Annotated in this window: 19 protein-coding genes; 13 read left to right on the forward strand and 6 right to left on the reverse strand. The window is 62.9% G+C overall.

Annotation, left to right across the window (positions count from 1 at the left end):
- Positions 1-26: 26 nt before the first annotated feature.
- From Q0367_RS03340 to rsfS, 6 genes are all read right to left on the reverse strand, one after another.
- Positions 27-2,612, reverse strand: coding sequence for a hypothetical protein (locus Q0367_RS03340; RefSeq protein WP_297631261.1), 2,586 nt, complete (start codon positions 2,610-2,612; stop codon positions 27-29).
- A 22-nt stretch (positions 2,613-2,634) separates the two neighbouring features.
- Complete coding sequence (locus tag Q0367_RS03345; protein WP_297631258.1) at positions 2,635-3,591, reverse strand: S49 family peptidase; 957 nt, start codon at positions 3,589-3,591, stop codon at positions 2,635-2,637.
- 45 nt (positions 3,592-3,636) lie between these two features.
- Positions 3,637-4,692, reverse strand: coding sequence for an SPFH domain-containing protein (locus tag Q0367_RS03350; RefSeq protein WP_297631255.1), 1,056 nt, complete (start codon positions 4,690-4,692; stop codon positions 3,637-3,639).
- Positions 4,693-4,742: 50 nt separating this feature from the next.
- Positions 4,743-5,354: a hypothetical protein gene (locus tag Q0367_RS03355; protein WP_297631252.1), complete on the reverse strand. Its 612-nt coding sequence runs from the start codon at positions 5,352-5,354 to the stop codon at positions 4,743-4,745.
- A gap of 148 nt (positions 5,355-5,502) precedes the next feature.
- A complete protein-coding gene (locus tag Q0367_RS03360) occupies positions 5,503-6,048 on the reverse strand; it encodes a TFIIB-type zinc ribbon-containing protein (RefSeq protein ID WP_297631250.1) in 546 nt (181 codons plus the stop codon).
- A 129-nt stretch (positions 6,049-6,177) separates the two neighbouring features.
- Complete coding sequence (gene rsfS, locus Q0367_RS03365) at positions 6,178-6,522, reverse strand: ribosome silencing factor (RefSeq protein WP_297631247.1); 345 nt, start codon at positions 6,520-6,522, stop codon at positions 6,178-6,180.
- 181 nt (positions 6,523-6,703) lie between these two features.
- Here rsfS and Q0367_RS03370 point away from each other — a divergent pair, with 181 nt between their 5' ends.
- The 13 genes from Q0367_RS03370 (at position 6,704) to Q0367_RS03430 (ending at position 24,161) form a co-directional block, all read left to right on the forward strand.
- Entirely contained in the window at positions 6,704-7,207 is a 504-nt protein-coding gene (locus tag Q0367_RS03370) for a nitroreductase/quinone reductase family protein (protein WP_297631245.1), read from the forward strand.
- A gap of 33 nt (positions 7,208-7,240) precedes the next feature.
- Complete coding sequence (locus tag Q0367_RS03375) at positions 7,241-8,218, forward strand: ornithine cyclodeaminase family protein (RefSeq protein ID WP_297631243.1); 978 nt, start codon at positions 7,241-7,243, stop codon at positions 8,216-8,218.
- A 129-nt stretch (positions 8,219-8,347) separates the two neighbouring features.
- Positions 8,348-9,685, forward strand: coding sequence for a putative aminohydrolase SsnA (gene ssnA, locus Q0367_RS03380; RefSeq protein ID WP_297631240.1), 1,338 nt, complete (start codon positions 8,348-8,350; stop codon positions 9,683-9,685).
- Between the two features lie 133 nt (positions 9,686-9,818).
- Positions 9,819-11,072 carry an ATP-binding protein gene (locus Q0367_RS03385; RefSeq protein WP_297631238.1) on the forward strand — a complete coding sequence of 418 codons (1,254 nt, stop codon included), beginning with the start codon at positions 9,819-9,821 and terminating at the stop codon, positions 11,070-11,072.
- Between the two features lie 32 nt (positions 11,073-11,104).
- Positions 11,105-11,773: an NADPH-dependent F420 reductase gene (npdG, locus tag Q0367_RS03390; RefSeq protein ID WP_297631236.1), complete on the forward strand. Its 669-nt coding sequence runs from the start codon at positions 11,105-11,107 to the stop codon at positions 11,771-11,773.
- Between the two features lie 8 nt (positions 11,774-11,781).
- Positions 11,782-12,903, forward strand: coding sequence for a PLP-dependent aspartate aminotransferase family protein (locus Q0367_RS03395; protein WP_363325830.1), 1,122 nt, complete (start codon positions 11,782-11,784; stop codon positions 12,901-12,903).
- A 9-nt stretch (positions 12,904-12,912) separates the two neighbouring features.
- Positions 12,913-13,410: a GNAT family N-acetyltransferase gene (locus Q0367_RS03400; RefSeq protein ID WP_297631232.1), complete on the forward strand. Its 498-nt coding sequence runs from the start codon at positions 12,913-12,915 to the stop codon at positions 13,408-13,410.
- Positions 13,411-13,653: 243 nt separating this feature from the next.
- Entirely contained in the window at positions 13,654-17,367 is a 3,714-nt protein-coding gene (locus Q0367_RS03405; RefSeq protein WP_297631229.1) for a S41 family peptidase, read from the forward strand.
- Between the two features lie 374 nt (positions 17,368-17,741).
- Positions 17,742-19,067, forward strand: a complete 1,326-nt coding sequence (locus Q0367_RS03410; RefSeq protein WP_297631226.1) for a maltose ABC transporter substrate-binding protein — start codon at positions 17,742-17,744, stop codon at positions 19,065-19,067.
- Positions 19,064-20,647, forward strand: coding sequence for a maltose ABC transporter permease MalF (gene malF / locus Q0367_RS03415; protein WP_298980967.1), 1,584 nt, complete (start codon positions 19,064-19,066; stop codon positions 20,645-20,647). The genes Q0367_RS03410 and malF overlap by 4 nt, the downstream gene beginning before the upstream one ends.
- The gene (locus Q0367_RS03420) at positions 20,640-21,539 is read left to right on the forward strand and encodes a sugar ABC transporter permease (protein ID WP_298980968.1); all 900 of its coding nucleotides are present in this window, start codon (positions 20,640-20,642) and stop codon (positions 21,537-21,539) included. The genes malF and Q0367_RS03420 overlap by 8 nt, the downstream gene beginning before the upstream one ends.
- Before the next feature lie 26 nt (positions 21,540-21,565).
- The gene (locus tag Q0367_RS03425; RefSeq protein ID WP_298980970.1) at positions 21,566-23,374 is read left to right on the forward strand and encodes an alpha-amylase family glycosyl hydrolase; all 1,809 of its coding nucleotides are present in this window, start codon (positions 21,566-21,568) and stop codon (positions 23,372-23,374) included.
- Between the two features lie 19 nt (positions 23,375-23,393).
- Positions 23,394-24,161 carry a glycerophosphodiester phosphodiesterase family protein gene (locus Q0367_RS03430; RefSeq protein ID WP_298980971.1) on the forward strand — a complete coding sequence of 256 codons (768 nt, stop codon included), beginning with the start codon at positions 23,394-23,396 and terminating at the stop codon, positions 24,159-24,161.
- Positions 24,162-24,182 lie beyond the last annotated feature (21 nt).

The following is a 24,182-nucleotide window of genomic DNA, read 5'->3' on the forward strand; positions in this document are numbered from 1 at the left end:
TTGCTCGATTTTGCTGATGAGAAAATCTACGGCCCCGCCTCCGTCAGCATCACCTGCGCCATGTTCTTGACCAGCTGCTCGGCGACGTCGTCCGGCAGCCAGGCGATCGACATGCCGAAGATCAGCAGTTTGGCGCCCTTCGGCTCGTCGGCGGCGGCGTCGGTGAAGAGCATCATCACGGGGGCTTCGGCGGCGGCGCTGGCCGGGCCGCGACGCAGGGCAATCGTGGCGTTGGCCGTCTGCTCCGGATTGCGGGTGAGTGGAACGACCGGAGGCAACCCCTCCGGCAGCGCAATCGGATCGGTCGGCAGCCCCTGCACCAGCTCCGGCGCAGCCGGATCGACGATGACGTCGGCGATCGGCGAGGGAGGCTCGGCGCCCACGCCGAAGAAGGGCATGCGGCTGCTGATGGTCGCCTTGCCGCCGCTGTTGATGACGGCGCCGATGGCCTGCAGCGCCTCGCCGCGCACCCCGCTGCGTTCATAAAGCGCGTCGCTCCAGATCACCCAACGAAACGAGAGGAGCGTGTTCGGCGTCGGATAGCCCCGCTCGCGGGTCGACCAGAGCGTGACCGCATAGCCCGCGCGGGAGAGCAGCGCTGCGTACAGCTCCGCTTCGCCGCTTTCCCCCTCGCCTGCGTTGCGATTGTCGTCCACAATCAGAACGTCGCCGCCCTCTCCTGCGCTCGGTGCACCAGGTTCGGGGCGCGCTGCGCTTGCAGGGGTGGGGGCAGGTGCAGCGGCGCCGCGCGTGGCTCCCGCCTCCGCCCGATAGGGACAGATGACCAGCTCATTCTGGATAAGACAGCCGGAGAAGTCGCGGTTGAGCAGACGCGTCAGCCCCGCTTCGATGGCGCCGGCGTCGGCGCCAAGCACGGCCACGATCTTTCGGCTGTCTTCTTCGATGCGTTGGATGAAGAGCTGCGTCTCCGCCGCCAGCAGCTGGATGCCGTCCGCGCGCACGAGGAAGAGTTGAAGCGTAGGCGTCGGCTCAGGGGACGGTGTAGCCTCCGGCGTCGTCTGTGCGTTTGGCGGCTGCGGCGTAGCCTCCGGCGAGGCGGTGGCTTCTGCATCCGCCGGACCGTTCGTCTCGCCGGCCTCATCGGGCGAAGCCGTCGGCTCCTCTGTCGGCGACGTCGTTGCGCCGGGCGTTGGCGCCTGCACAACGACGTCGCCTGCGCCTCTTGCGACGTCAGGCGCCATGGTCAGCGTGAGCGGGGTGGAGACCGGCGTCGGGGCCGGCGGCGCATCGGGGGCGGGCGTCACCGGAGGAAGCTCCGGCGTCCCTTCCGGCGTCGGCGGCGTCTTGTCCTCCGGCGGCAGCACGGGGAAAGGCTCCTGTTCGGGTGTGACGGCGACGGTCGGCGTGGGAAGCGGCGCACTGACCGTGGGAGTGATGACCCGCTCTTCGAGCGCGAAGCCAATGTCTGCAAGCAGCGTGGTGGAGCGGTCGGCGTCTTGATAGCGGGCCACGTAGAGCAGATCGGCGTCGCCCGCTGCGCTGTCGGTCAGCCAGCGCGTGGCGCCCAACTGCAAGGAGCGACCGGAAAGCTCCAGCAGACGCTGCAGTTCGGCCGCCTTTGCGATCGCCTGCGCGCCGACCGGATCGCTGCTGTCGACGACCAGGGCCACCGTCTTTCCGAAGAAGGCGGGGAAATCGGCGATCGTCTGGATGCGTGCGCCGCCGGCGAGAAAATCGGCGACAAATTCGAGCATGCGCCGGTTGTCGTGCCGCGTCACATAAGGATCGGTCAACACGTCGAAATCGCTGAGCGCCAGCACGCGACCGGCGGTGTCGGTGGCCGGCGCGCCGCCGATGGCGACCGTCGTGAAGTTGCTCTGGCCGATGCGCAGGCTGCTGAGCGTGGTGGAAGCGCTGCGCGCCTGGGGCGTCATGGCGCCGCCGATGCTGCGCCCGCCGTAAAAGGCGATGCGGCTGCCTTTCAGCCCCGCCGCCTGGTCGAAGTAATCGCCCTGAAAGAAGAAGATGTAGTTGGCGTCGTTGTCGACGGTGTCGTAGAGGTAGTCCTCGTGAAAGACGATGTTGAAGGCGTTGGCCAGGCTGTTGGTGTCGCGCGCAGCGTCGCTTTCGATGTCAGGATCGCTGATCACGAGCAGCCGCCCGCCGTCGGCCAGGAAGCGCTCGACAACCTGGACTTCTTTTTCGCTGTAGAGGAAGTAAGGGCTGACGACCACCAAAGCGCTGGCGTCGGCCAAAATTTTCTGCAACGCTTCGGACTGATCGGGAAATTCGATGAAAGAGCGCACGCTCTCGAGCGGGACGGTGGGCAGCCAGAAGCGCAGATCGACGCCGCGCTCCGCCAGGGCGCCGGCCAGCGGCTGGAAGCGATCGCGGCGGATGGCGGAGTAGTGCGCCAGGTCGACCACGACCGGCCCGCGTTTGACCGGCGTTTCCGGAAGCTCTCCGGCGACCGGTGCAGGCGCAGGAGTTGGCGTCGGAATGGGCGTCGCAGCGATGGCGGCGGTGGGGATCTCCGGCGGCGCATAGTTGCTGGCCGGAGATCGACTCTCCAGGTAGCGCCAGGCGGTGGGGCCGATCAGCAACAGCAGGCCAACGAGGAAGGTCAACAGCCAGAACGCGCTTCGTCTCATGGGGCGACTCCACCTGTGCAGCTCATGGCCTGTCTGACCCTAGCGCCTCTACGCCTGGGCGCGGCTTGCGCAGATGCTCCCGACCGGCCGCAGGCGCGCGCTCTGGGAAGGGGATGCGAGAATCCAGCATCAGAACTGCGCCGGGAGGCGCTTCCGCCAGCAACGATTGCGCTGCGCTGAAGAGATCGCCGGAGGTGGCAACGGGCTCCAGATTCAGGTAGGCAGGCAGATCGACGACGCCATAATGCTCTAGCCCGGCCAGCTCGGCCACAGCCTCGACGCCCTCGATGCGGCTGCCTTCGCCGTCGATCAGCCCCAACGCCAGCGCCTCGCTGCCCAGGTAGATGCGCGCCTCCGCGATCTCCGCCGCGCTGATCTTCAGCGGATTGACTTCGGCATGGGTGCGTTGCGTGACGACGTTGTTGAGGAAGGCGTTGCGCACCAGGTCAAGCTGGCGGATCTGCTCGAAACGGCTGCCTCCTTCCAACTTGTAGGGGCCGCTGGTCATCTCGTCGGGCGCCAGCGTCGGATCGGTGGGGCGGCTGCCGCGCGTGCCCACGTTGCCGACGTAGCTGCTCGGCGAGGCGTAGATGCGGTTGCCGGCGGCCGCCATGTAATAGCCGCCGCTGGCCGCCAATCCGTTGACGACGACGACCAGCGGCTTGTGTTTGCGAAAGTTCAGCAGGGTGTAATAGGCCGTTTCGCTGCTGGTGGCGTACCCGCCTGGGCTGGAGATCTCCAGCACTACGCCGGCGACGGACGGATCGCGCTGCGCGGCTTCCATGAGCCTCACGAGCTGATCGGCGGTCGTAAAATTGATGGGCGCGGAAAATTGCAACACGCCGATCACAGGGCCGGGCGCTCGTTGCTCCGCCAACGCAAGCCCGCCGAGCAGACAGGCCGCCAGCACAACGAGCGCGAGTGCAACCTCCCAGCCGCGCACTCGATTGTCTTCTCGTCTCCTCGAATCAAGCGCCATAAGAACCATTCCAGATTGCCTGGAGAATGGAAAGGTCTCGCCTCCTTAGCCCGCCAGGAAGGCGTCGATCGCCTCTTTGGAGATGCGATACTGATTGCCGATCTTGCGCGCCTTCAGCTCGCCGGCGTTGATAGCCGCCTCGACGTCCGCCACGGAAACTTTGAGGTAGGCGGCGGCTTCCTCCAGCGTCATGACGGAGGGCGTCGCCGCCGATGACGATGGCGCAGGCGCGGCGGCAGGCTGCGAGGGCGTCTGCATCGACTGCATGATCATGCCGGCCATGCCTGCCCCCAATCCCAGGCCTGCGCCCAGCCCCACGCCTTCGGACGCGCCGCCGCCCGCCGGGCTGGCAGCGGCGTCGCCCATAGCGCGCGCCGCCTTGAATTTCAGGTAAGCGTCCATGTTGCCGATGGCGCCCATGGCCGCGCGCTCGTCGATGGCCTTGGCGGTCTCTTCGGTGGGCGTGAGCGAGACGACCATCAACTGTTTGAGCTTGATGCCCATCGCCTCGAACGCAGGGGCGGCCTTTGCACGAATGGCGGCGCTCAGCTCATCCGTCAAAGCAGGCAGATCGAAGATGCTCTTCATGTTCTCGCCCAACACGTCGGTGAGGCTGCTGACGATCGCGTTGCGCAGGTAGTCCTCGATCTGGCCGGTGCGATACAGCCCTTGGGCGCCGACGATCTGATCGACGAAGCGCTTGGGTTCGGCGATCTGGATGGTGTATTGGCCGAAGCCGCGCACGCGTGCAAAGCCCAGTTCGCTGTCGCGCAGGCTGATGGGTTGTGGCGTTCCCCACTTGAGATCGGTGAACTCGCGCATGTTGACGAAGTACACTTCGGCGGTGAAGATGTTGTTGCCGCCGGTGAAAAAGTTCATCATCGAGCTGATGATCGGCAGGTTGGCGGTCGTGATCGTGTGACGGCCTGGCCCGAAGACGTCCAGCGATTTGCCGTCGCGATAGAAGACGGCGGTCTGGCTTTCGCGTACGATCACCTGGCTTCCCAGCCGGAAGTCGCCGGAGCCGACCTCCGGGACGCGCACCACCATGTCGTTCGGCCCCTGATTGGGCGCTTCAATGACGTCGATGACTCTTGCCATAGTTGTCTCCTTTTGAGGAAAAAGATTTTGCTGCGGAGCCAGGCTCCCCGTCAGCCATTCGTTGAAGAGGAAGCGCCGGACGCGTCCGACGTCTCGCCGCCTGCATCGACCGACGGCGCAAAATTCGGGTCATCGAGCAGGCCGGGCGTCTCGATCGCCTGGCTACGCTTGCTGAAGAGAGCGTTGAGCTCCGCGATCGTCTGGTTGAGCCTATCGAGCGCCGGTCCAATGTCCGCGCGATCTTTGACGGCCTGCGCCAGCGCTGCAATCTGTTCGTTGATGGCGCCGACCTTCTGCGCCAGCGAGCGGTCGAAGCGCACGAGCGCATCCAACTGCTCTTCTTTGATACGCACCGGATCAAAGAAACCGGCGTAGCCGTAGGTGGCAGTCTTGACGCGGTCGGCGAGCGTCTGCAAAGCGACGATGGCTTCATTGACGTCCGCCATTTTGGCCAGCCCGCCGCTCTTGAGCAGCGCGCTTTGCGCAGCGGTGAGCGCCGCTTTGCTTTGTTCTAAGGACGCTGCGATAGCGTCGCGCACCCGTTTGTCTGCATCGCGCCGCAGCTCCTTGTCGATATAGCCCTTGACGCCGGGCAACCCCTTGAGCAGTCTTTCCACCGCCCCCATCTGACTCTTGGCGAACTCTACAAAATTTTCGGTCATGATCCCCTCCCGAACCCCTTGATTCTTCTATTTGCAAACAAGTTTCGCCGCCGAGACGCAGAGGTCACCGCGGCTTTACAGGCGTCAAACGCTGCGCACTTAACGCCTCTGCGGTGAGTGCGTTCGCTCGCAGAGGCATCCCTGGCCCTCAGGCGGTCTGCGCCGCCGCGCGCTTGGTCAGGAAGACCTGGCTGCCGCAGTAGGGACAGACGATCAGACCTTTGCCGGCGAACTGGAGATCGCCGCCGCAGTTCGGGCACTTGTGGTCGCCGGCCAGCTTCTGGCTCTCGACGCTGTAGAGGACGCCTTTGTCCCAGTTGATGGCGCCGCTGAAAAGCTGTTTGCCGACCAGGTCCTGGATCATTCTCTCAATCTCTTCGCGGGGAATCTGCAACTCCGCAATCAATTCTGTGATCGTCACCTGTCCGCGCGTCAACACGGCGTTGAGGATCTGCTTTTCCTTGGCAACCTGCGCGTACTCTTTCGCCTCTTGGGCGCCCTTGCGGAAGAGATAAGCGCCGATCCCGAAGAGCGGCGCAATCACGATCAGCGCCAGCAACAGCCCCAGGATGGCGCCGCCGCTCGTCGTTTCGTTGGCGGAGAACGCCGTCAGCAGCCATCCGCCAAAGGCCAGCAACAACACCAGGCTGACGATCATTAAGACCAACCCGACGGTTTTCCCTCCACCAACCATACGTTCTCGCTTCCTTCCCGATCAGGCTGCTAAAAGGTGGTGCGTATTCCGGATTTCGTGTTGCGTTGTGCACGGTGCAGACATCAACGCATGTGATAAAAACGCATGCGTTGCACAGCGTGAACTGCGCTACAGCATTTTGACGACGACGTGCGCCTTGCTCCAAAGTTCCTCAAGCCGGTAGTAACGACGCATTTCCTCTGTGAAGAGGTGCACAATCACGTCGCCGTAGTCCAGCACCGACCAGCCGCCACCCTGGCCATCGACGCCGTCGACGGTCAACGGCCGCAGGTTCTGCTGCAAGCGCAGCTTCTCCAGAAGGTCGTCTTCGATGGCTTTGGCCTGGCGTTCGTTGTCTACAGTGGCGATGATGAAGTAGTAGGCGAGGGAAGTCTGCTCATGAACATCCAGCAACACAATGTCGGTCGCCTGTTTTTCCTCGATGATGTCCACGAGCCGGTGGGCAAGTTGCAAGCTCTCCAGATGCGCCTCCTGTTAAACTAAAAGTGCTCGTTCAACCTTTCGCCGTTCAGAAGCTCCAGAGCTTTCTGAAGAAAATCGCTTTGGAATCCGCTTTTCAGTGTAGCACAATCTGATCGAACACTCAAGGGTCAAGCAAAGTTTAAATTCCGCAACCGGGTGATACAATTCCCACATGACGCTCGATTTTCGACCGCCCAATGCCCTGCAACGCGGGATCAAGCGCCTGGCTTCCACGGCGCCGATCGCCTGGCTGCTGTCGAAAACGTTGCGCCATCTCGACCACGCGGTCGCCGTCCTGTCCGGCGGACGCACCACCGCCACCACGTTGTTGACCGGCCTGCCCGTGATCGAGCTGACGACGACCGGCGCAAAGAGCGGCCAACCGCGTACGACGCCGCTCATCGCCGGGGTGGACGGCGACAAATTGATCCTGTTCGCCACCAATTTTGGCGGGCCGAAAGCACCGGCGTGGAGCTACAACCTGCGCGCCCATCCCGTGGCCACCGTCACCTACCAGGGGCGTTCGGCGACCTATCGTAGCCGCGAGGCGACGCCGGAGGAGAGGGAGCGCTACTGGCTGCTTGCCGACGCCATCTACGTCGGCTACGCCGCCTATCGTCGCCGCGCCGCGCATCGGGAAATTCCGGTGTTTGTGTTGGAAAGACTGGAGGCGTAGAGGTCGGCTCTGAAGAATGGAGATGGAACCGCAATGCTGATTTTGACCCGTCGCGACGTCGAAAACCTGCTCACGATGCCCGATGCGATCGCTGCAGTGGAAGAGGGCTTTCGTCGGCTCGCCGTCGGCGCAGTGGAGATGCCGCAGCGACTGGCGACCCCCATCGCGCCATACAACGGCATTCATCTGTCTATGCCCGCATTTGTGGCCGGCGACCCCGCCGCGCTGACGGTTAAGGTGGTCACCGTCTACAACGACAATCGCAGCCGCTATGACTTGCCGACGATCCACGCTGTGCTGCTCTTGCACGATGCACGCACGGGCAAGCCGTTGGCGTTGATGGACGCTGAATATCTTACGGCCATGCGCACCGGCGCAGTCAGCGGCGTCGCCACTCGCTACATGGCGCGGCCCGATGCACGCGTCGTGACGATCTTCGGCGCCGGCGTGCAGGCCGGTCCGCAACTGTTGGCGATGGCCGCCGTTCGCCCAATTCAGCAGGTCTACGTCATTGCGCGCGAGGATCCGCGCGCCTTTGCAGCGCACATGGCCGACCGGCTTCGCATTCCCGTGACCGCGCCCCCTGATATACGCAGCGCCGTCGAGGCGGCGGACATCCTCTGCACCGCCACCAATAGCCCTACGCCCCTTTTCCCGGGCGAATGGCTCAAACCCGGCGTGCACATCAACGCCATCGGCGCGTACACCCGGACCACGCGCGAGCTCGACACGGAGGCGGTGCGCCGCAGTCGCGTGGTCGTCGACCGTCGGCAGGCTGCGCAGGTGGAGGCGGGCGACATCCTTATCCCCATGCAGGAGGGCGCCATCGGGCCGGCGCACGTCGTTGCCGAGCTGGCTGAAGTTGTCACGGGCGCAGTCGCCGGACGAACCTCGCCGGAGGAGATCACACTCTTCAAATCGGTCGGCCTGGCGCTGCAGGATGCGATGACGGCGGCGCTCGTCTATCGCCGCGCAAAGGAGCAGGGCGTCGGTCAGGAAGTGGAGCTGTGAAAATTTGTTGCGGTGCGCAGTCGCACGTTTCTCAAGCTGTTGAAAGCCGATCTCAAGCCGTGATATACTTTTCCTGCTGAAAATTTCGCAACTAAAGCAACCCTGCACGATCGACGTGAACTGCCTGCCATGATCATTCATCACGCCAAAGTGATCACGTTTGACCAGAACAACCGCATCCTCGATGACGGTGCAGTGCGCTACGCGGATGGAGTCATCGACATGGTGGGCGATAGCCCCTCTGTGCTCACCGCCTACCCGGACGATGAACGTTGGGACGCCGGCGGATTGATTCTGATGCCCGGACAGATCTGTGCGCACACGCATTTTTACGGCGCATTTGCGCGCGGCATGTACATTCCAGGGCCGCCTCCTAAGGATTTCCCGGAGATTCTGCAAACCCTGTGGTGGCGGCTCGATAAGGCGCTCGATCTGGAGGGCGTGCGCAGCTCGGCGGAGGTTTGCCTCGTCGACGCCATCCGCAATGGAACCACAACCCTGATCGACCATCACGCCAGTCAGCGCGCCATCGACGGCAGCCTGGACGCGATCGCCGAAGCGGTGCAACGCAGCGGGCTGCGCGCGGCGCTCTGTTATGAAGTGACCGATCGCGACGGGCCGGATGCAGCGCAGGCCGGCATTCGCGAAAATGTGCGTTTTCGCCGATGGGTCGAGGCGAACCGGGCGGCGCATCAAGGCCGGCTGGCCGCCACCTTTGGCCTGCACGCCAGCCTGACCCTCTCCGACGCCACACTGGAGCGTTGCGTCAGCGAATCGAACCGCTTCCACATTCACGTCGCCGAACATCCCGCCGACGAGTACGACAGCCTGCAAAAGTCGGGTCAGCGCGTGGTGGAGCGCCTGCATGCGTTCGGCGTCACCGGGCCGGAGAGCATCATGGCGCACTGCGTGCACATCGACGCCTGGGAAATGGCGCTGCTCGCCGAGACGAGCACCTTCGTCAGTCACCAGCCGCGCTCCAACATGAACAACGCCGTCGGCGCTGCAGAGATCACCCCCATGCTGCGCAAAGGGATGGCCGTCTGCCTGGGCAATGACGGCTTCAGCAACGATATGTTTGCGGAGATGAAGGTCGCCGATCTGCTCCAGAAGGCGGCGCACAGCGATCCTCGCTACCTGGGCGCCGACAAAGTGGTTCAGATGGCGGTGTTCAACAATCGTCGTCTGGCCGCCGTCTTCTTCGAGCGCCCGCTCGGCGTGATTGCGCCGGGCGCCTACGCCGACCTGATCTTGCTGGACTATCATCCCACCACGCCGCTGACGCCCGACAACCTGCCGTGGCACATCCTGTTCGGAATCAGCGGGACGCATGTGCACAGTACCATTGTCCAGGGGGAAACGCTGATGCGCAACCGCGAGCTGCTCACGCTCGATGAGGCCGAGATCGCAGCGCGCAGCCGTCGCCATGCGCAGGCGACCTGGGAGCGCTATTGGGCGATGTTTTGATAAAAGTTCCTTCAGGCTTGAAGGCTTATTCGACAGATCGACCAGAAAATCCTATACTTTTGGGGGTGTTTTGATTTATCTGGATTGACGATTGTTTAATTTGTGATCAAGATCAGAAACACGAATAGCCCAAATGCCGACAACGACCTCGACTACACTGGAGCAGCTGCAAGATCGGCTGGACAGTTTGCACGCACAGCTCGTCGAACAACAGCAGCGCATCGCTGAACTGGAGGCCGCCAATCGCGACCTGGAGAACGCCTCCAGGATAAAAGACGATCTTCTTTCCACCATCGGCCATGAGCTGCGCACGCCGCTGAACGCTATGTTGTCTCTTGTGCACATTTTGCAAGAGCAGCTGGACGGCGTCTTGACCGAGCGTCAGCGCGAGTCGTTTCGCGTCATCGAAGCGAGCGGGCAGCATCTTCTGGAACTGATCAACGAAATCCTGGATTTAAGCAAACTTCAGGCCGGCAAAATGCGCTTGAAGATCGAATCGGTGGAAGTCGAGCCGCTCTGCGCTGAGGTGATCGACCTCGTGCGACAGCTCGCAGAACAGAAGCGTCTACAAATTTCTGTGCAACGCGATGAGCGGGTCGGCGCCATCCAGGCGGATCGGTTGCGCGTCAAACAGATTCTGGTGAACCTGTTGAGCAACGCCGTCAAGTTCACGCCGGAAGGCGGCTCGGTCGGCGTCGAGATTCTCGGCGCCCCCGAGCGCGAGCAGGTTCAATTCGTCGTATGGGACACCGGCGTCGGCATCGCCGAAGAGGACATGCCCCTGTTGTTCAAACCTTTTGTTCAAATTGACAATGAACTTTCTCAGCAAAACGTCGGCTCCGGTTTGGGGCTGGCGCTTTCGCAACGCCTGGCGCGCCAGCACGGGGGCGACATTCTGGTGGAGAGCAAGCCCGGCGTCGGCAGCCGCTTCACCCTCGAGTTGCCGTGGAAGCCTTCCGACGTTTCAGCGGTGGCGGTGGCCGCCGAGAAGCAAGCCGCCGTCCAGGCGTCGGCGCCGCAGCGACGCCGGCTTGTGCTGCTAGCGGAGGATAATGAGGCGAACGTCTACGCGCTATCGGAGTACCTTTCGATGTATGGCGTGCCGGTCGTCGTGGCGCGCACAGGGCCGGAAGCGCTCGATCTCACCATCAGAGAGCGCCCAGGACTTGTTTTGATGGACATTAACCTGCCTCGACTCGATGGACTTGAGGTCATTCGTCGTCTGCGCGCCGTTGACCAGTTCGTCGACCTCCCGATTGCGGTGATCACGGCGCTGAGCGGCGACAACGAACGCTTGCGCCAGTCGGGCGCCAATCATTTTCTGAACAAACCGATCGACCTGGCGGAGCTCGATCGTCTGCTCGATCAGTACTTCACCCAGCAATAATCCATACGACAGCGCGGAATGGAGAAGCTTGTATGTCGAAACCTGTGATCGGCGTGATCGGCGGCACCGGCGCAGAAGGCTCTGGACTGGTGGTGCGATGGGCGGCCGCCGGCTATCCTGTGATCATCGGAAGCCGCAGCCGGGAAAAGGCGCAGACCGTCGCAGCTGAGCTGGCGTCCCTGTTGCCTGCCGGCGCCGCCGAGATCCGCGGGGAGGACAACGCCGGCGCAGCGGCGGCCAGCGACGTCATCGTGCTCAGCGTTCCCTACAGCAGTCAGGCGGACATGGCGGCCCAGATCGCCGAAGGAGCGCAGGGAAAAGTGGTGATCACGGTCGTCGTCCCGCTCAAGCCGCCGCGCGTTTCCGTCGCATGGCGTCCGGAGGCAGGCTCGGCGGCGGAGGAATTGCAACGTCAGCTGGGCGAAGGCGTCCAGGTGGTGGCTGCATTTCAGAACATTGCGGCCGGCCACTTGCGCGATCTGAGCTGGCAGCCGGACTGCGACGTCCTCTACACAGGCGACAGCAAAGAAGCCAAAGCCGTGGCGCTGGAGCTGATCCGGGCCGCCGGTTTCTTCGGCGTCGATGCCGGTCCGCTCGCCAACTCCTCGGTGGTTGAAGGATTGACCGCCGTCTTGATCGGCGTCAACATTCGTTATAAAGTGCAGGGGAGCGGGATTCGCATCACGGGGATTCCGCGGTGAGCACAGAGATGCACATCGAAACGCTTGCGATCCATGCCGGTCATACGCCTGATCCAGCCACCGGTGCAGTGATGTCCCCGATTCACCTTTCCACCACCTTCGAACGCGCGGCGGATGGGAGCTATCCTTCCGGTTATGTGTATACGCGCACAGCCAATCCCAACCGCCATGAGTTGGAAGCGGCGCTTGCGGCGCTGGAGGGAGGCGCCGCTGCGGCGGCGTTTGCGTCCGGGTTGGCGGCCACCGGCGCCATTTTCCAGGCGCTTGCTCCAGGCGATCACGTCCTGTTCCCCGACGACGTCTATTTCGGCGCCGGTCGTCTGCTGCGCGAAGTGATGGCGCCGTGGGGCCTCTGCTACAGCATCGTCAACATGGCCGACCTGGACGCCGTGCGCGCAGCCGTGCGTCCTCAGACGCGACTGGTGTGGGTGGAGACGCCGTCCAACCCCTTGCTCAAGATCACCGACATCGCCGCCGTCGCCGAAATTGCGCACGCCGCCGGCGCACGCTGCGCGGTCGACAACACGTGGTCCTCGCCGGTCGGTCAACAGCCGCTGGCGCTCGGCGCCGATCTCGTCATGCACGCCACCACCAAATATCTGGGCGGCCACAGCGATGTGCTCGGCGGCGTCGTCGTTGTCAGAGAAGTTGACGAGTTCTTTGAACGCATCCGGCTGGTGCAGACGATCGGTGGGGCGGTTCCTTCGCCGTTTGATTGCTGGCTATTGCTGCGCAGCATTCGCACGCTGCCCTATCGCATGCGCGGTCACAGTGCCAATGCGCAGCGCGTCGCCGAATTTCTGGCCGAACATCCGGCCGTGGCGGCGGTGCACTATCCTGGCCTCCCCACCCATCCAGGTCACGCCGTCGCCCGACGCCAGATGAAGCTCTATGGCGGCATGCTTTCGATCCAGGTGCGCGGCGGCGCAGAGGAGGCGATGGCCGTGGCGGCGCGCGTGCGCCTGTTTACGCGCGCCACCAGCCTGGGCGGGGTCGAAAGCCTGATCGAACACCGCGCTTCGGTGGAGGGCGCGCATACGACGACGCCGGCGAACCTGCTGCGCCTCTCGATCGGACTGGAGCACCCCGACGATCTTATCGCCGATTTAGCGCAAGCGTTGGCAAGATAGCACAGAACCATGCGCATCTCATTCGCCCCGATCACGGAAGAGGAAGCGCGCGCCGTCTTGCGCTGGCGCTACGCCGATCTGCCGCCTTTCGACGAACCCGACGCAGAAGAATTTGAAAACGACGTCGCCGCCTTGCTGCGGCCGGATTTTCATTACTACGCCGCCCACGATGAAGCCGGACGCTTGATCGGCTTTTGCTGCTTCGGCGAAGACGCGCAGGTGCCCGGCGGAGATTATTCGCTGCCGGCGCTGGATGTCGGCCTGGGTCTGCATCCGGCCCTCACCGGCCGCGGCCTTGGCCGCACATTTCTGGAGCAGATTTTGGCGTTCGGCGCCGCTGTCTTCCAGCCCCGATTTTTCCGCGTCACCGTCGCCGAGGTCAATCGGCGTTCCCTTCGTCTATTTCAGGGCGCAGGTTTTTACTTTCTGCATAGCTTTGTCAGCGGAGAAATCCGCAACCATCGCTTTTATGTCCTGCTTCGCGCCGCCGAGGCAGAGTCTGAGTAGCGTAGCTGCGCAACCATTCCAACACCCGCCGCAACGTCCATCACCACAAGGAGCGTCCTGGACATCCTCGCTTTTTTTGGTGTGCGTCGGCCATAAGAGTATACTGATCTGGGATGATGAGGGGCGCTGGGCTTTTCCTGCGCCTCTTTAGTTTCTCGGGATATGTGCAAAGGCTGCACAAGATGGGCTGAGACCTCGAAATTGCAAGAGGGTAGGGTCAGGAGAACGCAAAGAAGCAGACCTATGAATGACGGCTATTATCGGTTCCCCACGATTCACCAGGACACCATCGTTTTTGTTTCTGAAGATGACCTGTGGAGCGTGCCGCGACAGGGCGGCCTGGCAAGGCGGCTGACCAGCAACCTGGGCCAGGTGAACTATCCGGCGCTCTCTCCGGACGGCGAATGGCTGGCCTTTGTCGGTCGAGAGGAAGGCATGCCGGAGGTGTACCTGATGCCGGCGGCCGGGGGCAGCGCGCGGCGCATGACCTATCTCAACGCCAATTGTCAGGTGCTGGGATGGACGCAGGACGGGACGCAGATTCTCTTCTCCTCCAACGCCAGCCACTTTCATCCTCAGGAATACGCCATCTACGCCATCTCAATGCAGGAGACGGGCGGCAGGGTGACGCAGATCCCCGTCGGGCCGGCGCGCTCCATCGCCTTTGGTCCGAACGGCGGCGTCGTGATCGGTCGCAACACCGGAGACCCTGCCCGCTGGAAACGCTACCGCGGCGGCACCACCGGCCATCTCTGGATCGACCGCAACGGCGACGGTCAGTTTGAACGTTTCCTCCCCGAAATCCGTGGCAACATCGCTTCGCCGATGTGGCTGCCGGGCGAAGACGGCGGGCGCATCTACTTCATCAGCGACCATGAGGGCATCGGCAACCTTTACAGCGTGACGCCGGCCGGCGAAGATTTGCGCCGCCACACCGACCACGAAGATTTCTACGCACGCAATCCCAGCACCGACGGTCGGCGCATCGTCTATCACGCCGGCGCCGATTTGTATGTCTATGACCCGGCGACCGAGCGCGTGGAAAAAGTGGAGGTTGAATATCGCAGCCCGCGCGTGCAGCGCAACCGGAAGTTCTCCCCTGCGATCATCTATCTGGACGGCGCCCGGCTCAATCCGGTCGGCAACGCCCTCGCTGTAACCACGCGCGGCAAAGCCTTCACCTTCTTCAACCATGAAGGCCCGGTGGTCCAACTCGGCCAACGCGACGGCGTCCGCTATCGCCTGCCCGACTTTTTAAACGACGACGAACGCATCGTAATGGTGGACGACGCCAACGGCGAAGAGGAGCTGGTGATCTTCTCCACCGATCTCGCGGAGCCGCCGCGACGTTTGAGCGGACTCGACATCGGTCGACCGGTGGCGTTGAAAGTGTCGCCGACTGAAGACAAGGTCGCCATCAGCAACCATCGCCAGGAGCTGCTGATCGTCGACCTCAACACCGGCGAGCTGACCCGCGTCGACCGCAGCGAGTGGCGCCCCATCGCCGGCATGGATTGGTCGCCCGATGGTCGCTGGCTGGCCTATGGATTTGGCGTCGGCCTGAACGCAACCGAGATCCGACTCTATCGCCTGCCGGAAGCGCAGGAAGCGCCTCAGAACGCTGCAGGCGCAAAGGCGCCAAGCCAGGCGCAGGGCAACGCCTCCTCGCCTTCCGTCGAATCGACCTCTGCGCAATGGCCCAATCCGATCGCCGTCACGCGGCCGATCTTGCACGATGTGGCGCCCTCCTTCGATCCTGACGGCAACTATCTCTACTTTTTGAGCTATCGGGAGTTCAACCCGGTCTATGACAATCTCCACTTCGACCTTGGTTTTCCCTGGGGAATGCGCCCTTATCTGATCCTGCTGCGCAACGACCTGCCCAATCCCTTTGTGCCCTGGCCAGAGATGGAAGACGCAGCCGAGTCCAAAGAGGAGCCTGACGAGGAGGCGGAAGAGGAAACGGAGGACGCAGAGGCAGAGGCGGAAGACGTAGGAGAAGAGGTGGAAGAAGAAGAGGAAATCGAGGCGGATGACGAAGAGGATGCGGATGACGAAGCGCTCGATGATCTGGAAGACGATGATTCAGATGGCGAAGAGACTCTGGGGTGGGTTCACGCTCGTGCTGGAGAAGAGGTGAGCCGTCGACGGTTTGACCAGGCGGCGCCTGAACCGCAGCCGGAACACCTGCTCGCCGCCGTTCAGGAACAGGCCCAACGCGCGTTCACTCCGAAAACGGAAAAGCCAAAGCCGCCTGCTCGTCGCAAGCCGCGCCCCGTCCTCATCGACCTCGAAGGGATCGAGCGTCGCGTGCTGGCCTTCCCGGTGGAGGACGGACGCTATGGGCAGATCATGGGCGCGCCAGGCAGAGCGCTCTTCACCGTCTTCGACCTGCACGGCGCGCTCGATGATGAGCAGAGCTGGAACAATGAAGACAACGAAAGCGGCGCACTGCGCGCCTGGATCTTTAAGGACTACAAAAGCGAAACGATCGCCGAAAATGTGTCCAACTTCGACCTCTCCCGCAATCGAAAAAAGTTGCTCTATTTCAGCGGGAAGCGGCTGCGCGTGATTTCCGCCACGGAGAAAGCGCCCAGCGAGAGTGGCCCAGGGCGACGCAGCGGCTGGATCGACCTGTCCCGCATCAAGGTGTCGGTCTCCCCACCCAGCGAATGGGAGCAGATGTACCGCGAGGCGTGGAGGCTCCAGCGCGACCATTTCTGGACAGAAGACATGGCGGAAGTCGACTGGCGCGCCGTCTACGAGCGCTATCGTCCCCTCCTCGAGCGCATCAGCACGCGCAGCGAATTCAGCGATCTCGTGTGGGAGATGCAGGGCGAGCTGGGCACCAGCCACGCCTACGAGTTCGGCGGCGACTATCGTCCTTCCCCCTACTATAGCCAGGGCATGTTGGGCGCAGACTTCCTCTGGGACGCCGAAGCGGGCGGCTATCGCATCGAAAATATCATCGAAGGAGACCCGTGGAACCCGAAGGCGACTTCACCGCTGGCGGCGCCGGGCGTCGATGTGCGCGAAGGGGATATTCTGTTGGCTATCAACGGCCAGCGGTTGGATGAAAACACCTCGCCCGCTCACCTGCTGGTCAATCAGGCCAATCAGGAGGTGCTCCTGACGCTGGCGCCGCGGCCAGCGCCAAGGAGCGACGCGATGACCGCCGCCGGTGAAGAAAACAACTCGACAAAGACGCAGAAATCCGAAAAAATCGAGTTGCGTTATGTCGTCGTCAAGACGCTGGCCAACGACAGCGACGCGCGCTATCGCGCCTGGGTGGAAAGCAACCGTCGCCGCGTGCACGAGGCCACGGCAGGACGCATCGGCTATGTGCACATCCCGGACATGGGCCCCAGCGGCTACGCCGAATTTCACCGCGGGTTTCTGGCCGAAGTCATGCGCGAAGGGCTGATCGTGGATGTGCGCTACAACAGCGGCGGCCATGTCAGCCAGTTGATTCTGGAAAAACTGGCGCGTCGGCGCATCGGCTACGACGCCTCGCGCTGGGGCGGCGTCGCGCCTTATCCGTTGGAGTCGGTGGCGGGGCCGATCGTGGCGGTCACCAATGAGCTGGCCGGCAGCGACGGCGACATCTTCTGTCACAGCTTCAAGCTGCTGAAACTGGGGCCGCTGATCGGCAAACGCACCTGGGGCGGCGTGATCGGCATCGCCCCACGCCATTCGCTGGTGGACGGCACGATCACGACGCAGCCGGAATACAGCTTCTGGTTCCAAGACGTCGGTTGGATGGTGGAAAACTACGGAACCGAGCCGGACATCGAGGTGGAGGTGACGCCGCAAGATTACGTGGCGGGGCGCGATCCTCAGCTGGAACGCGCCATCGAGGAGGCGCTGCGGTTGTTGGCCCAACAGCCCATCCCGAAGCCCGACCGCAGCACGCGTCCCAGCCGGGCGCTGCCGCGCCTGCCGAAGCGGCTCGCTTAGCCGCTCCTCCTCTCGAAATTTCTCAGAATTTGCGTCAGAGAGACGCTGAAGGCGGCCTGCGCTGCTCTCCGGCGTCTCTCTGGCTTTGGTCTGCAAAGCGCCGACTTCCAGCCTTTGAAGGCGACTTGTCGATTTCCGGCGTCATCGGCTATAATGGTTGGCGATCGTTTTGATGGGCGTTACGGAAAAAGTTCTCCACGAACCTCTATGCTCAGCCTACGCCGCTCATCTGTCTACATCTCCGGAGTACAGCATATCTCGCTGCCTATAGCCATGTATGCTATCTCCGGATTTCTTGATCTGAAGAGATTCGGAGTTTGCAGAAATCTCTCGTTTCTCGTTGTAAGCAACAACAAAATCAAAAGGAGAGTTGTATGCGCAACAAAGGAATCTTGTTGTCTCTGCTCGTCGTCGTTGCCTTGATGTTGACGGCGTGCCCTGGACAGCCGGCGCCGACGCCTGCGCCGCCGGCTCCTGCTCAGGAAGCGACGCCCACCGAAGCCCCGGCTGCAGAGGCGGCGCCCGCAGAGGCAACCCCCACCGAAGCCCCGGCTGAAGAGGCGGCGCCCGCCGCTGAGGTTTCGCTGACGATCTGGGCCGACGACACGCGCGCCAAAGTGTTGGAGGAGCTTGGCAAGAAGTTTGAAGCGGAGTACGGCATCCCTGTCGTGGTCACCGAAAAAGGGTTCGGCAACATTCGCGACGACTTGAAGGTGGCTGGTCCGGCCGGCGAAGGCCCGGACATCATCATCGGCGCGCACGACTGGTTGGGCGAGCTGGTGGAGAACGGTCTCCTGGCGGAGATTGAGCTGGGCGCCGCCGCCGATCAGTTCCTGCCGGCGGCTGTGCAGGCGTTTATCTATGACGGCAAACTGTACGGCATGCCCTACGCAACCGAGAACGTCGCCTTTGTCTATAACCCGGACATTGTCGAGCAGGTCCCGGCCACCTGGAGCGAAGTGACCGAGCTGGCGGCCGAACTCGAGGGCGCCGGCGTCGTCAAACAGGCGTACATTCGCCAGGAAGGCGATCCCTATCACTTCTTCCCGATCCAGACGGCGTTCGGCGGCTATGTCTTTGGCCTGACTGAACAGGGGTATGACCCGAACGACGTCGGCATCGACAGCCCAGGCTCGATTGCTGCGGCCGTTTGGCTCGACAATATGTACAAGGCCGGGCATCTGAAGGCGGGTTCGGCCGTCGACTACGACATCATGCACGCCGCTTTTGAGAACGGCGACGCCGCCATGATCATCACCGGCCCGTGGGCGCTGCCGCGCATCCGAGAGTCGGGCGTTCCGTACGTCGTCACCACCATCCCCGGCGAGGTGCAGCCCGCCCAGCCCTTCCTCGGCGTCCAGGGCTTCATGATCAACGCCTTCAGCAAGAACCCGCTCCTGGCGCAAACCTTCCTCCAGGAGTTTGTCGCCACCGAGGAGGCGATGCAGGAAATCTTCGACGCCGACCCGCGGCCTTCCGCCTTCGTGCCGGTGCGCGAAAAGATCACCGATCCGGACATTGCCGCCTTCGCCGCGGCGGGCGAGAACGGCCTGCCGATGCCGGCCATCCCAGAGATGTCGGTCGTCTGGTCGGCCTGGGGCGACGCCATCGTGCTGATCAGCCAGCAGCGCGAAGCGCCGGATGTCGCGTTCAAGAACGCGGCTGAGCAGATTCGAGCGGCAATCGCAGGCAGCAGATGAGCAGCGCAGTCGTTGCAAAGGCAGGGGGAGCCCAGGCTCCCCCTCGCCGCTCAATTTCCAGCCCTCTCGCCCTGATTCTGCGACTCGTCATCCTCGCCCTTCTCGACGCAGGCGCTATCTGGCTGATGTACAACCTGCTGCGAGATGGTGCATATGCGCTGGCGATCGTCATCGGGGCTGTCACGCTGCTGTTGAACGCCATCTATCTGCGCTCTGAACTTTATCCGCTGCAATGGATCGGGCCGAGCCTGGCGCTGCTGGGCGTCTTTGTCATTTATCCAATCTTCTCCACGATCTACACGGCCTTCACGAATTACGGCGACGGCCATTTACTGACCAAGCAGGTGGCGATTCGACAACTGGAGCGGGAAATGTATCTGCCCGAAGGGGCCCCCCTTTTCGAGTGGACGGCCTACGTCTCGCCGCAAGGGGAATACTTGCTTTGGCTGGAATCGCCCGAGACCGGAGAGAAGTTCATTGCCCGCCCCGGGCAGCCCGTCGAGCCCGCCGAGGGGGAGCCCCCTGCCGAGATCGATGGTTTTCGACAGTTGTCGCGCGCAGAGCGGCTGCGTCATACGCAGAACCTGGTGGCGCTGGAATTCGGTCAGCCCCCCCAGGTTTTTCGGGTGAGTGAGCGCCAGATTGGACGCGCAGCCGAATATGAACAGCGCTACACCTATGACAGCAGCCAGGATGTGCTGATCGACAACGCCACCGGCAAGGTCTATCGCCCGATTCGAGGCACCTTTACGGCCGACGATGGCTCCACCTTGCGGCCAGGATTCCGGGTGGTGATCGGATTGGACAATTTTCAGCGCCTGCTGACCAACCCGGCGCTGCGCGGACCCTTTGTGAGCGTCTTTATCTGGACGGTGATCTTCGCAGCCGCCAGCGTCTTCATCACCTTTGCGTTGGGCCTTTTTCTGGCCATCATGTTCGACGTGCCGGAGATGCCGATGCGCAAGCTGTTGCGCTCGCTGCTGCTGATTCCCTACGCCATTCCGGCCTTCATCAGCGTGCCGATCTGGGTCGGTCTGCTCAATCCGCAGTACGGCGTCGTCAGCAACATGATTGCCGGCGTCTTTGGCTCGGCGCCCTCCTGGTTCAGCGATCCGTTCTGGGCGAAGATCGGCATCCTGCTCATCCAGCTCTGGCTGGGCTTCCCCTACATGTTTGTGATCTCCACCGGCGCGCTGCAGGCGCTGCCTTCAGATGTCTACGAGGCGGCCGAGATCGACGGCGCCGGCCCGATTCAGGCTTTCTGGAACATCACTTTGCCGCTGCTGATGATTACGATGGGGCCGCTGTTGGTGGCCTCGTTCGCTTTTAACTTCAACAACTTTGTCGTGATCGAACTCTTCAACAAGGGCGGTCCGCCCATGAGCGGCACGATTTCGCCGGTCGGCCACACCGACATTCTGGTGACGTACACCTATCGCATTGCGTTCGCCAGCGGCCGCGGCGCCGATCTGGGATACGCCGCCGCCATCACGGTCGCCATCTTCCTGATCCTGGTCATCATCACCTACTTCCAGTTCCGGTATACGCATATGCTGGAGGAGCGATCCGAAAATGTCTAGCGCAAGCCTCTCCGTCCGAACGAAAAAGGTCGGCTCCATCTCGCGACGTCGTCGCATCGCGCTGCTCTTTCGCATTGCGCTGGCCATCGTGATGCTGATTTTCGCGCTCTTTCCGGTCGTCTGGATCTTCTCGGCCTCCATCAATCCGAGCAACTCGCTCGTCAATCAGAAGTTGATTCCGGACAATCCCAGCTTCGTCAATTACGTGAATCTCTTCGAGAGCCGAATGTTCCCGTTCCGGACATGGATGTGGAACTCGTTGAAGATTGCGACCATCACCACCGTCTTCGGCGTGATCTTCACGGCGATGGCGGCCTACGCTTTCTCGCGCTTTCGCTTCCGGGGCAGGCGCACGCTGCTTCAGACGATCTTGCTGATCCAGGTCTTCCCCAATTTCCTGAACATGGTCGCTCTGTTTTTGATCTTGCAACAGCTGGGCGCCTACATTCCCTGGCTGGGCCTCAACACCCATGGCGGCCTGATCTTGCTCTATTTGGGCGGCATCCTGGGCGTCAACACCTGGCTGGCCAAGGGCTATTTCGACTCCATTCCGCGCGACCTGGATGAGGCCGCCATCATCGACGGCGCTTCCCACTGGCAGACCTTCTGGATGGTGATCCTTCCGTTGGTGCGACCCATCCTGGCCGTCATCGGCCTGTTGATCTTCATCGGCACCTACTCGGAGTTTGTGCTTGCGCGCGTGATGTTGACCCGCTCCGAGAATTATACGCTCGCCGTCGGGCTGAGCTTGTTCATCGCCGACCAGTTCGCCAACCGCTGGGGCGTCTTCGCCGCCGGCGCCCTGATCGGCGCCATCCCGATCGTCGTCATCTTCCTGGCGTTGCAGCGCTATCTGGTGAGCGGCCTCACCGCAGGTTCGGTCAAAGGCTAGCGCAGCGTCCTGGGCGCGCTTCGCCCATGGCTGAACCGCTCCACCCTGTCATGGATGATTTCGTCTTCGGCGGCATCGAGGCGGACGAGCAGCGCCTGCTGGCGACGGAGCGAGCAGCGCGCAGCGGCGTCCGCCATTTTTACGCCATCGAGCCTCTGGACCCTCTTCCCGGGCAGCCGGTGCGCATCACCGTTCAGACCGGCCCCGAAATTTTTGTCGACCGGGTGACGGCCTACGTCACCTTTGACGGCTCCTTTCCAGAAGGCGGCCAGGGAAAAGCAACCCGGGGCCTTGCCCTTCCGTTGCAGCCGGTGGAGGTGCGCTGGGAGCCGTTGCTCTGGGATTATGTGACGCTCTGGCAGGGAGAGATTCCCGCACAGCCAGCCGGGACGCTGGTGCAATATCGCATCGAGGCGTGGCGCACCGCTTCGCCCCCATGCTCCGTCTGGAGCAGCGAGATCAACCTGGATCGCACCCCGGAGACGCCCACGCTCTATGGCTATCACGTCGATGCGCTGACTGCGCCGGACTGGGCGCGAGAGGCGGTGATTTATCACATTTTGGTCGACCGTTTCGCCGGCGGTGAGCATCGCTGGCTGGCGCCGGAGGAGATGGAGCGTTTCACCGGAGGCTCGCTGCGCGGGGTGATCGAGCGGCTCGACTACATCGCCGATCTGGGCGTCACGGCCATCTGGCTCAGCCCGGTCTTCGTCTGTGAGTCCTATCACGGCTACGATCCGATCGACTTTTTCAACGTCGATCCTCGCTTTGGAACCAACGCCGATCTGCTGGAGCTCTTCGCCCAGGCGCATGCACGCGGGCTGCGCGTCCTGCTCGATTTCGTGGCCAATCACACCGGCGCAAACTTTCCTCCGTTTCAACAGGCGCTGCGCAATCCGGCCAGCCCTTATCGTCGCTGGTTCACCTTTGATCCCATGTACAAACATGGCTATCGGACGTTTTTCGACGTCGCCGGCATGCCGCAGCTCAACACCGATGAGCCGGCCGTGCGCACCTTTCTGTGCAGCGCCGCTCAGCACTGGCTGGCGGCGGGCGCCGATGGCTTTCGGCTCGATTACGCTGCCGGCCCGAGTCATGTCTTCTGGAGCCATTTCCGCGCAGCGTGTCGTCAGGTGAAGGCGGACTGCTGGCTCTTCGGCGAGGTGACGCGCACCGGCGCTCTGCTGCGCACCTATACGGGGCGGCTGGACGGCTGTCTCGACTTTGCGTTCTGTCGGGCGGTGCGCAAGCTTTGCGCCTCCGCCGCCCGCGAAATGTCGCCCAGCCGGTTCGCCAATCAACTTCAGGCCAGCCGCGCCTTTTTTCGCCGCGATTTTTTGCGCCCCGCCTTCATCGACAACCACGACATGAATCGTTTCCTGTGGCTCGCCGGCGACGACAAACGGCGGCTGCGACTGGCGCTGGACCTGTTGTTCGGATTGGGAGAGGCTCCCTGCCTTTATTACGGCACGGAGGTCGGATTGAGTCAACCGCGCCCCAAAGGCCCCTGGCGCGAGGAGGCGCGGCATCCCATGGTGTGGGGCGCTGCGCAAGACGTCTCGCTGCTGTCCCATACAAAGCAACGAATCCGCCTGCGACGCGCGCATCCGGCGCTGGTCGACGGCGAGGTCATCACGCATGTATTGGATGATGAAAGCGGCGTCTGGCTGGTGGAGCGTCGCAGCGCAGACGATCGGATGTTGTTGGCATTCAACTTCAGCGAGCAGCAAAGGACGGTGGCGCCGCCGTCCGGATGGGTCGAATCGATGCGCGCGCCGAGGCTGCGCACGATCCACTTGGAGCCGCTCAGTTCACGTTGGATTGTCCTCGAATAGTGGAGACAAGAGGGGCGCCATGGATTGGGATACATTTCGCGAAGAACGACGTTGCGCAGGCCGGCCCTTCGTCATCGCCCATCGCGGCGCACGGCTGCTGGAGCCGGAAAATACGCTGCGCGCCTTTTTGCTGGCGCTGGCGCAGGGCGCCGACGCGCTGGAGACCGACCTGCGTTTCACCGCCGATGACGAGTTGATCCTCTTCCACGACCCCACACTGGAGCGAATGACGGAGGGCGCCGGGCCGGTGCGGAAGCATACGCTGGCGCAAATTCAGGCGCTGCGGACGCGTCGCCCAGACGGAGGGTTCTCCGACGCGCGCGTGCCGACGCTGGCAGAGCTGATCAAGGCCACCGGAGGGCAGACGCCGCTGCTGCTCGAGTTGAAGGACCCGCTCTTTCTACAGCGCAAATACGCCCAGATTTTGATCGATGTCCTGGAGCAAGGGGGCGTTCTCCGCCGTTCGGCGCTGGTGTCGTTTCGCTTCGAGCATGTGCTGGCAGTGCGGGCGGTGCATCCCGACATCCCCATTGGCCACATTACGCTCAAAAATCCATGGCCGCGGCGCGACGCCCAACTGCTGGGGCCTTTCTGGCCGCTGATGTTTCTGAATCCGTTTTACACGGCCATTGCTCATCGCAGGGGCGCCATCGTGGCGCCGTTGGACCCGACGCCGGAGCCGCGGCTGCGTTTCTATCTCGCCTGGGAAGTCGACGCCGTCCTGGCGGATGACCCGGGCGGCGTCCGTCAGCGCATCGACGCGTTGCTGGCAAAGCCACAACGTTGAGCGCGGCGCCTGCGGCGAGCG

The organism is uncultured Caldilinea sp. (assembly GCF_937128415.1).
Lineage (GTDB): Bacteria > Chloroflexota > Anaerolineae > Caldilineales > Caldilineaceae > Caldilinea.

Excerpts from the sequence above, each read along its gene's own strand:
- Q0367_RS03405 (WP_297631229.1), top strand. The coding sequence starts at position 13,654 with ATGAATGACGGCTATTATCGGTTCCCCACGATTCACCAGGACACCATC.
- ssnA (WP_297631240.1), top strand. The coding sequence starts at position 8,348 with ATGATCATTCATCACGCCAAAGTGATCACGTTTGACCAGAACAACCGC.
- Q0367_RS03410 (WP_297631226.1), top strand. The coding sequence starts at position 17,742 with ATGCGCAACAAAGGAATCTTGTTGTCTCTGCTCGTCGTCGTTGCCTTG.
- Q0367_RS03425 (WP_298980970.1), top strand. The coding sequence starts at position 21,566 with ATGGCTGAACCGCTCCACCCTGTCATGGATGATTTCGTCTTCGGCGGC.
- Q0367_RS03375 (WP_297631243.1), top strand. The coding sequence starts at position 7,241 with ATGCTGATTTTGACCCGTCGCGACGTCGAAAACCTGCTCACGATGCCC.
- Q0367_RS03400 (WP_297631232.1), top strand. The coding sequence starts at position 12,913 with ATGCGCATCTCATTCGCCCCGATCACGGAAGAGGAAGCGCGCGCCGTC.
- malF (WP_298980967.1), top strand. The coding sequence starts at position 19,064 with ATGAGCAGCGCAGTCGTTGCAAAGGCAGGGGGAGCCCAGGCTCCCCCT.
- Q0367_RS03385 (WP_297631238.1), top strand. The coding sequence starts at position 9,819 with ATGCCGACAACGACCTCGACTACACTGGAGCAGCTGCAAGATCGGCTG.
- Q0367_RS03395 (WP_363325830.1), top strand. The coding sequence starts at position 11,782 with ATGCACATCGAAACGCTTGCGATCCATGCCGGTCATACGCCTGATCCA.
- Q0367_RS03355 (WP_297631252.1), bottom strand. The coding sequence starts at position 5,354 with ATGACCGAAAATTTTGTAGAGTTCGCCAAGAGTCAGATGGGGGCGGTG.
- Q0367_RS03430 (WP_298980971.1), top strand. The coding sequence starts at position 23,394 with ATGGATTGGGATACATTTCGCGAAGAACGACGTTGCGCAGGCCGGCCC.
- Q0367_RS03370 (WP_297631245.1), top strand. The coding sequence starts at position 6,704 with ATGACGCTCGATTTTCGACCGCCCAATGCCCTGCAACGCGGGATCAAG.
- Q0367_RS03350 (WP_297631255.1), bottom strand. The coding sequence starts at position 4,692 with ATGGCAAGAGTCATCGACGTCATTGAAGCGCCCAATCAGGGGCCGAAC.
- Q0367_RS03345 (WP_297631258.1), bottom strand. The coding sequence starts at position 3,591 with ATGGCGCTTGATTCGAGGAGACGAGAAGACAATCGAGTGCGCGGCTGG.
- Q0367_RS03420 (WP_298980968.1), top strand. The coding sequence starts at position 20,640 with ATGTCTAGCGCAAGCCTCTCCGTCCGAACGAAAAAGGTCGGCTCCATC.
- npdG (WP_297631236.1), top strand. The coding sequence starts at position 11,105 with ATGTCGAAACCTGTGATCGGCGTGATCGGCGGCACCGGCGCAGAAGGC.
- Q0367_RS03360 (WP_297631250.1), bottom strand. The coding sequence starts at position 6,048 with ATGGTTGGTGGAGGGAAAACCGTCGGGTTGGTCTTAATGATCGTCAGC.
- Q0367_RS03340 (WP_297631261.1), bottom strand. The coding sequence starts at position 2,612 with ATGAGACGAAGCGCGTTCTGGCTGTTGACCTTCCTCGTTGGCCTGCTG.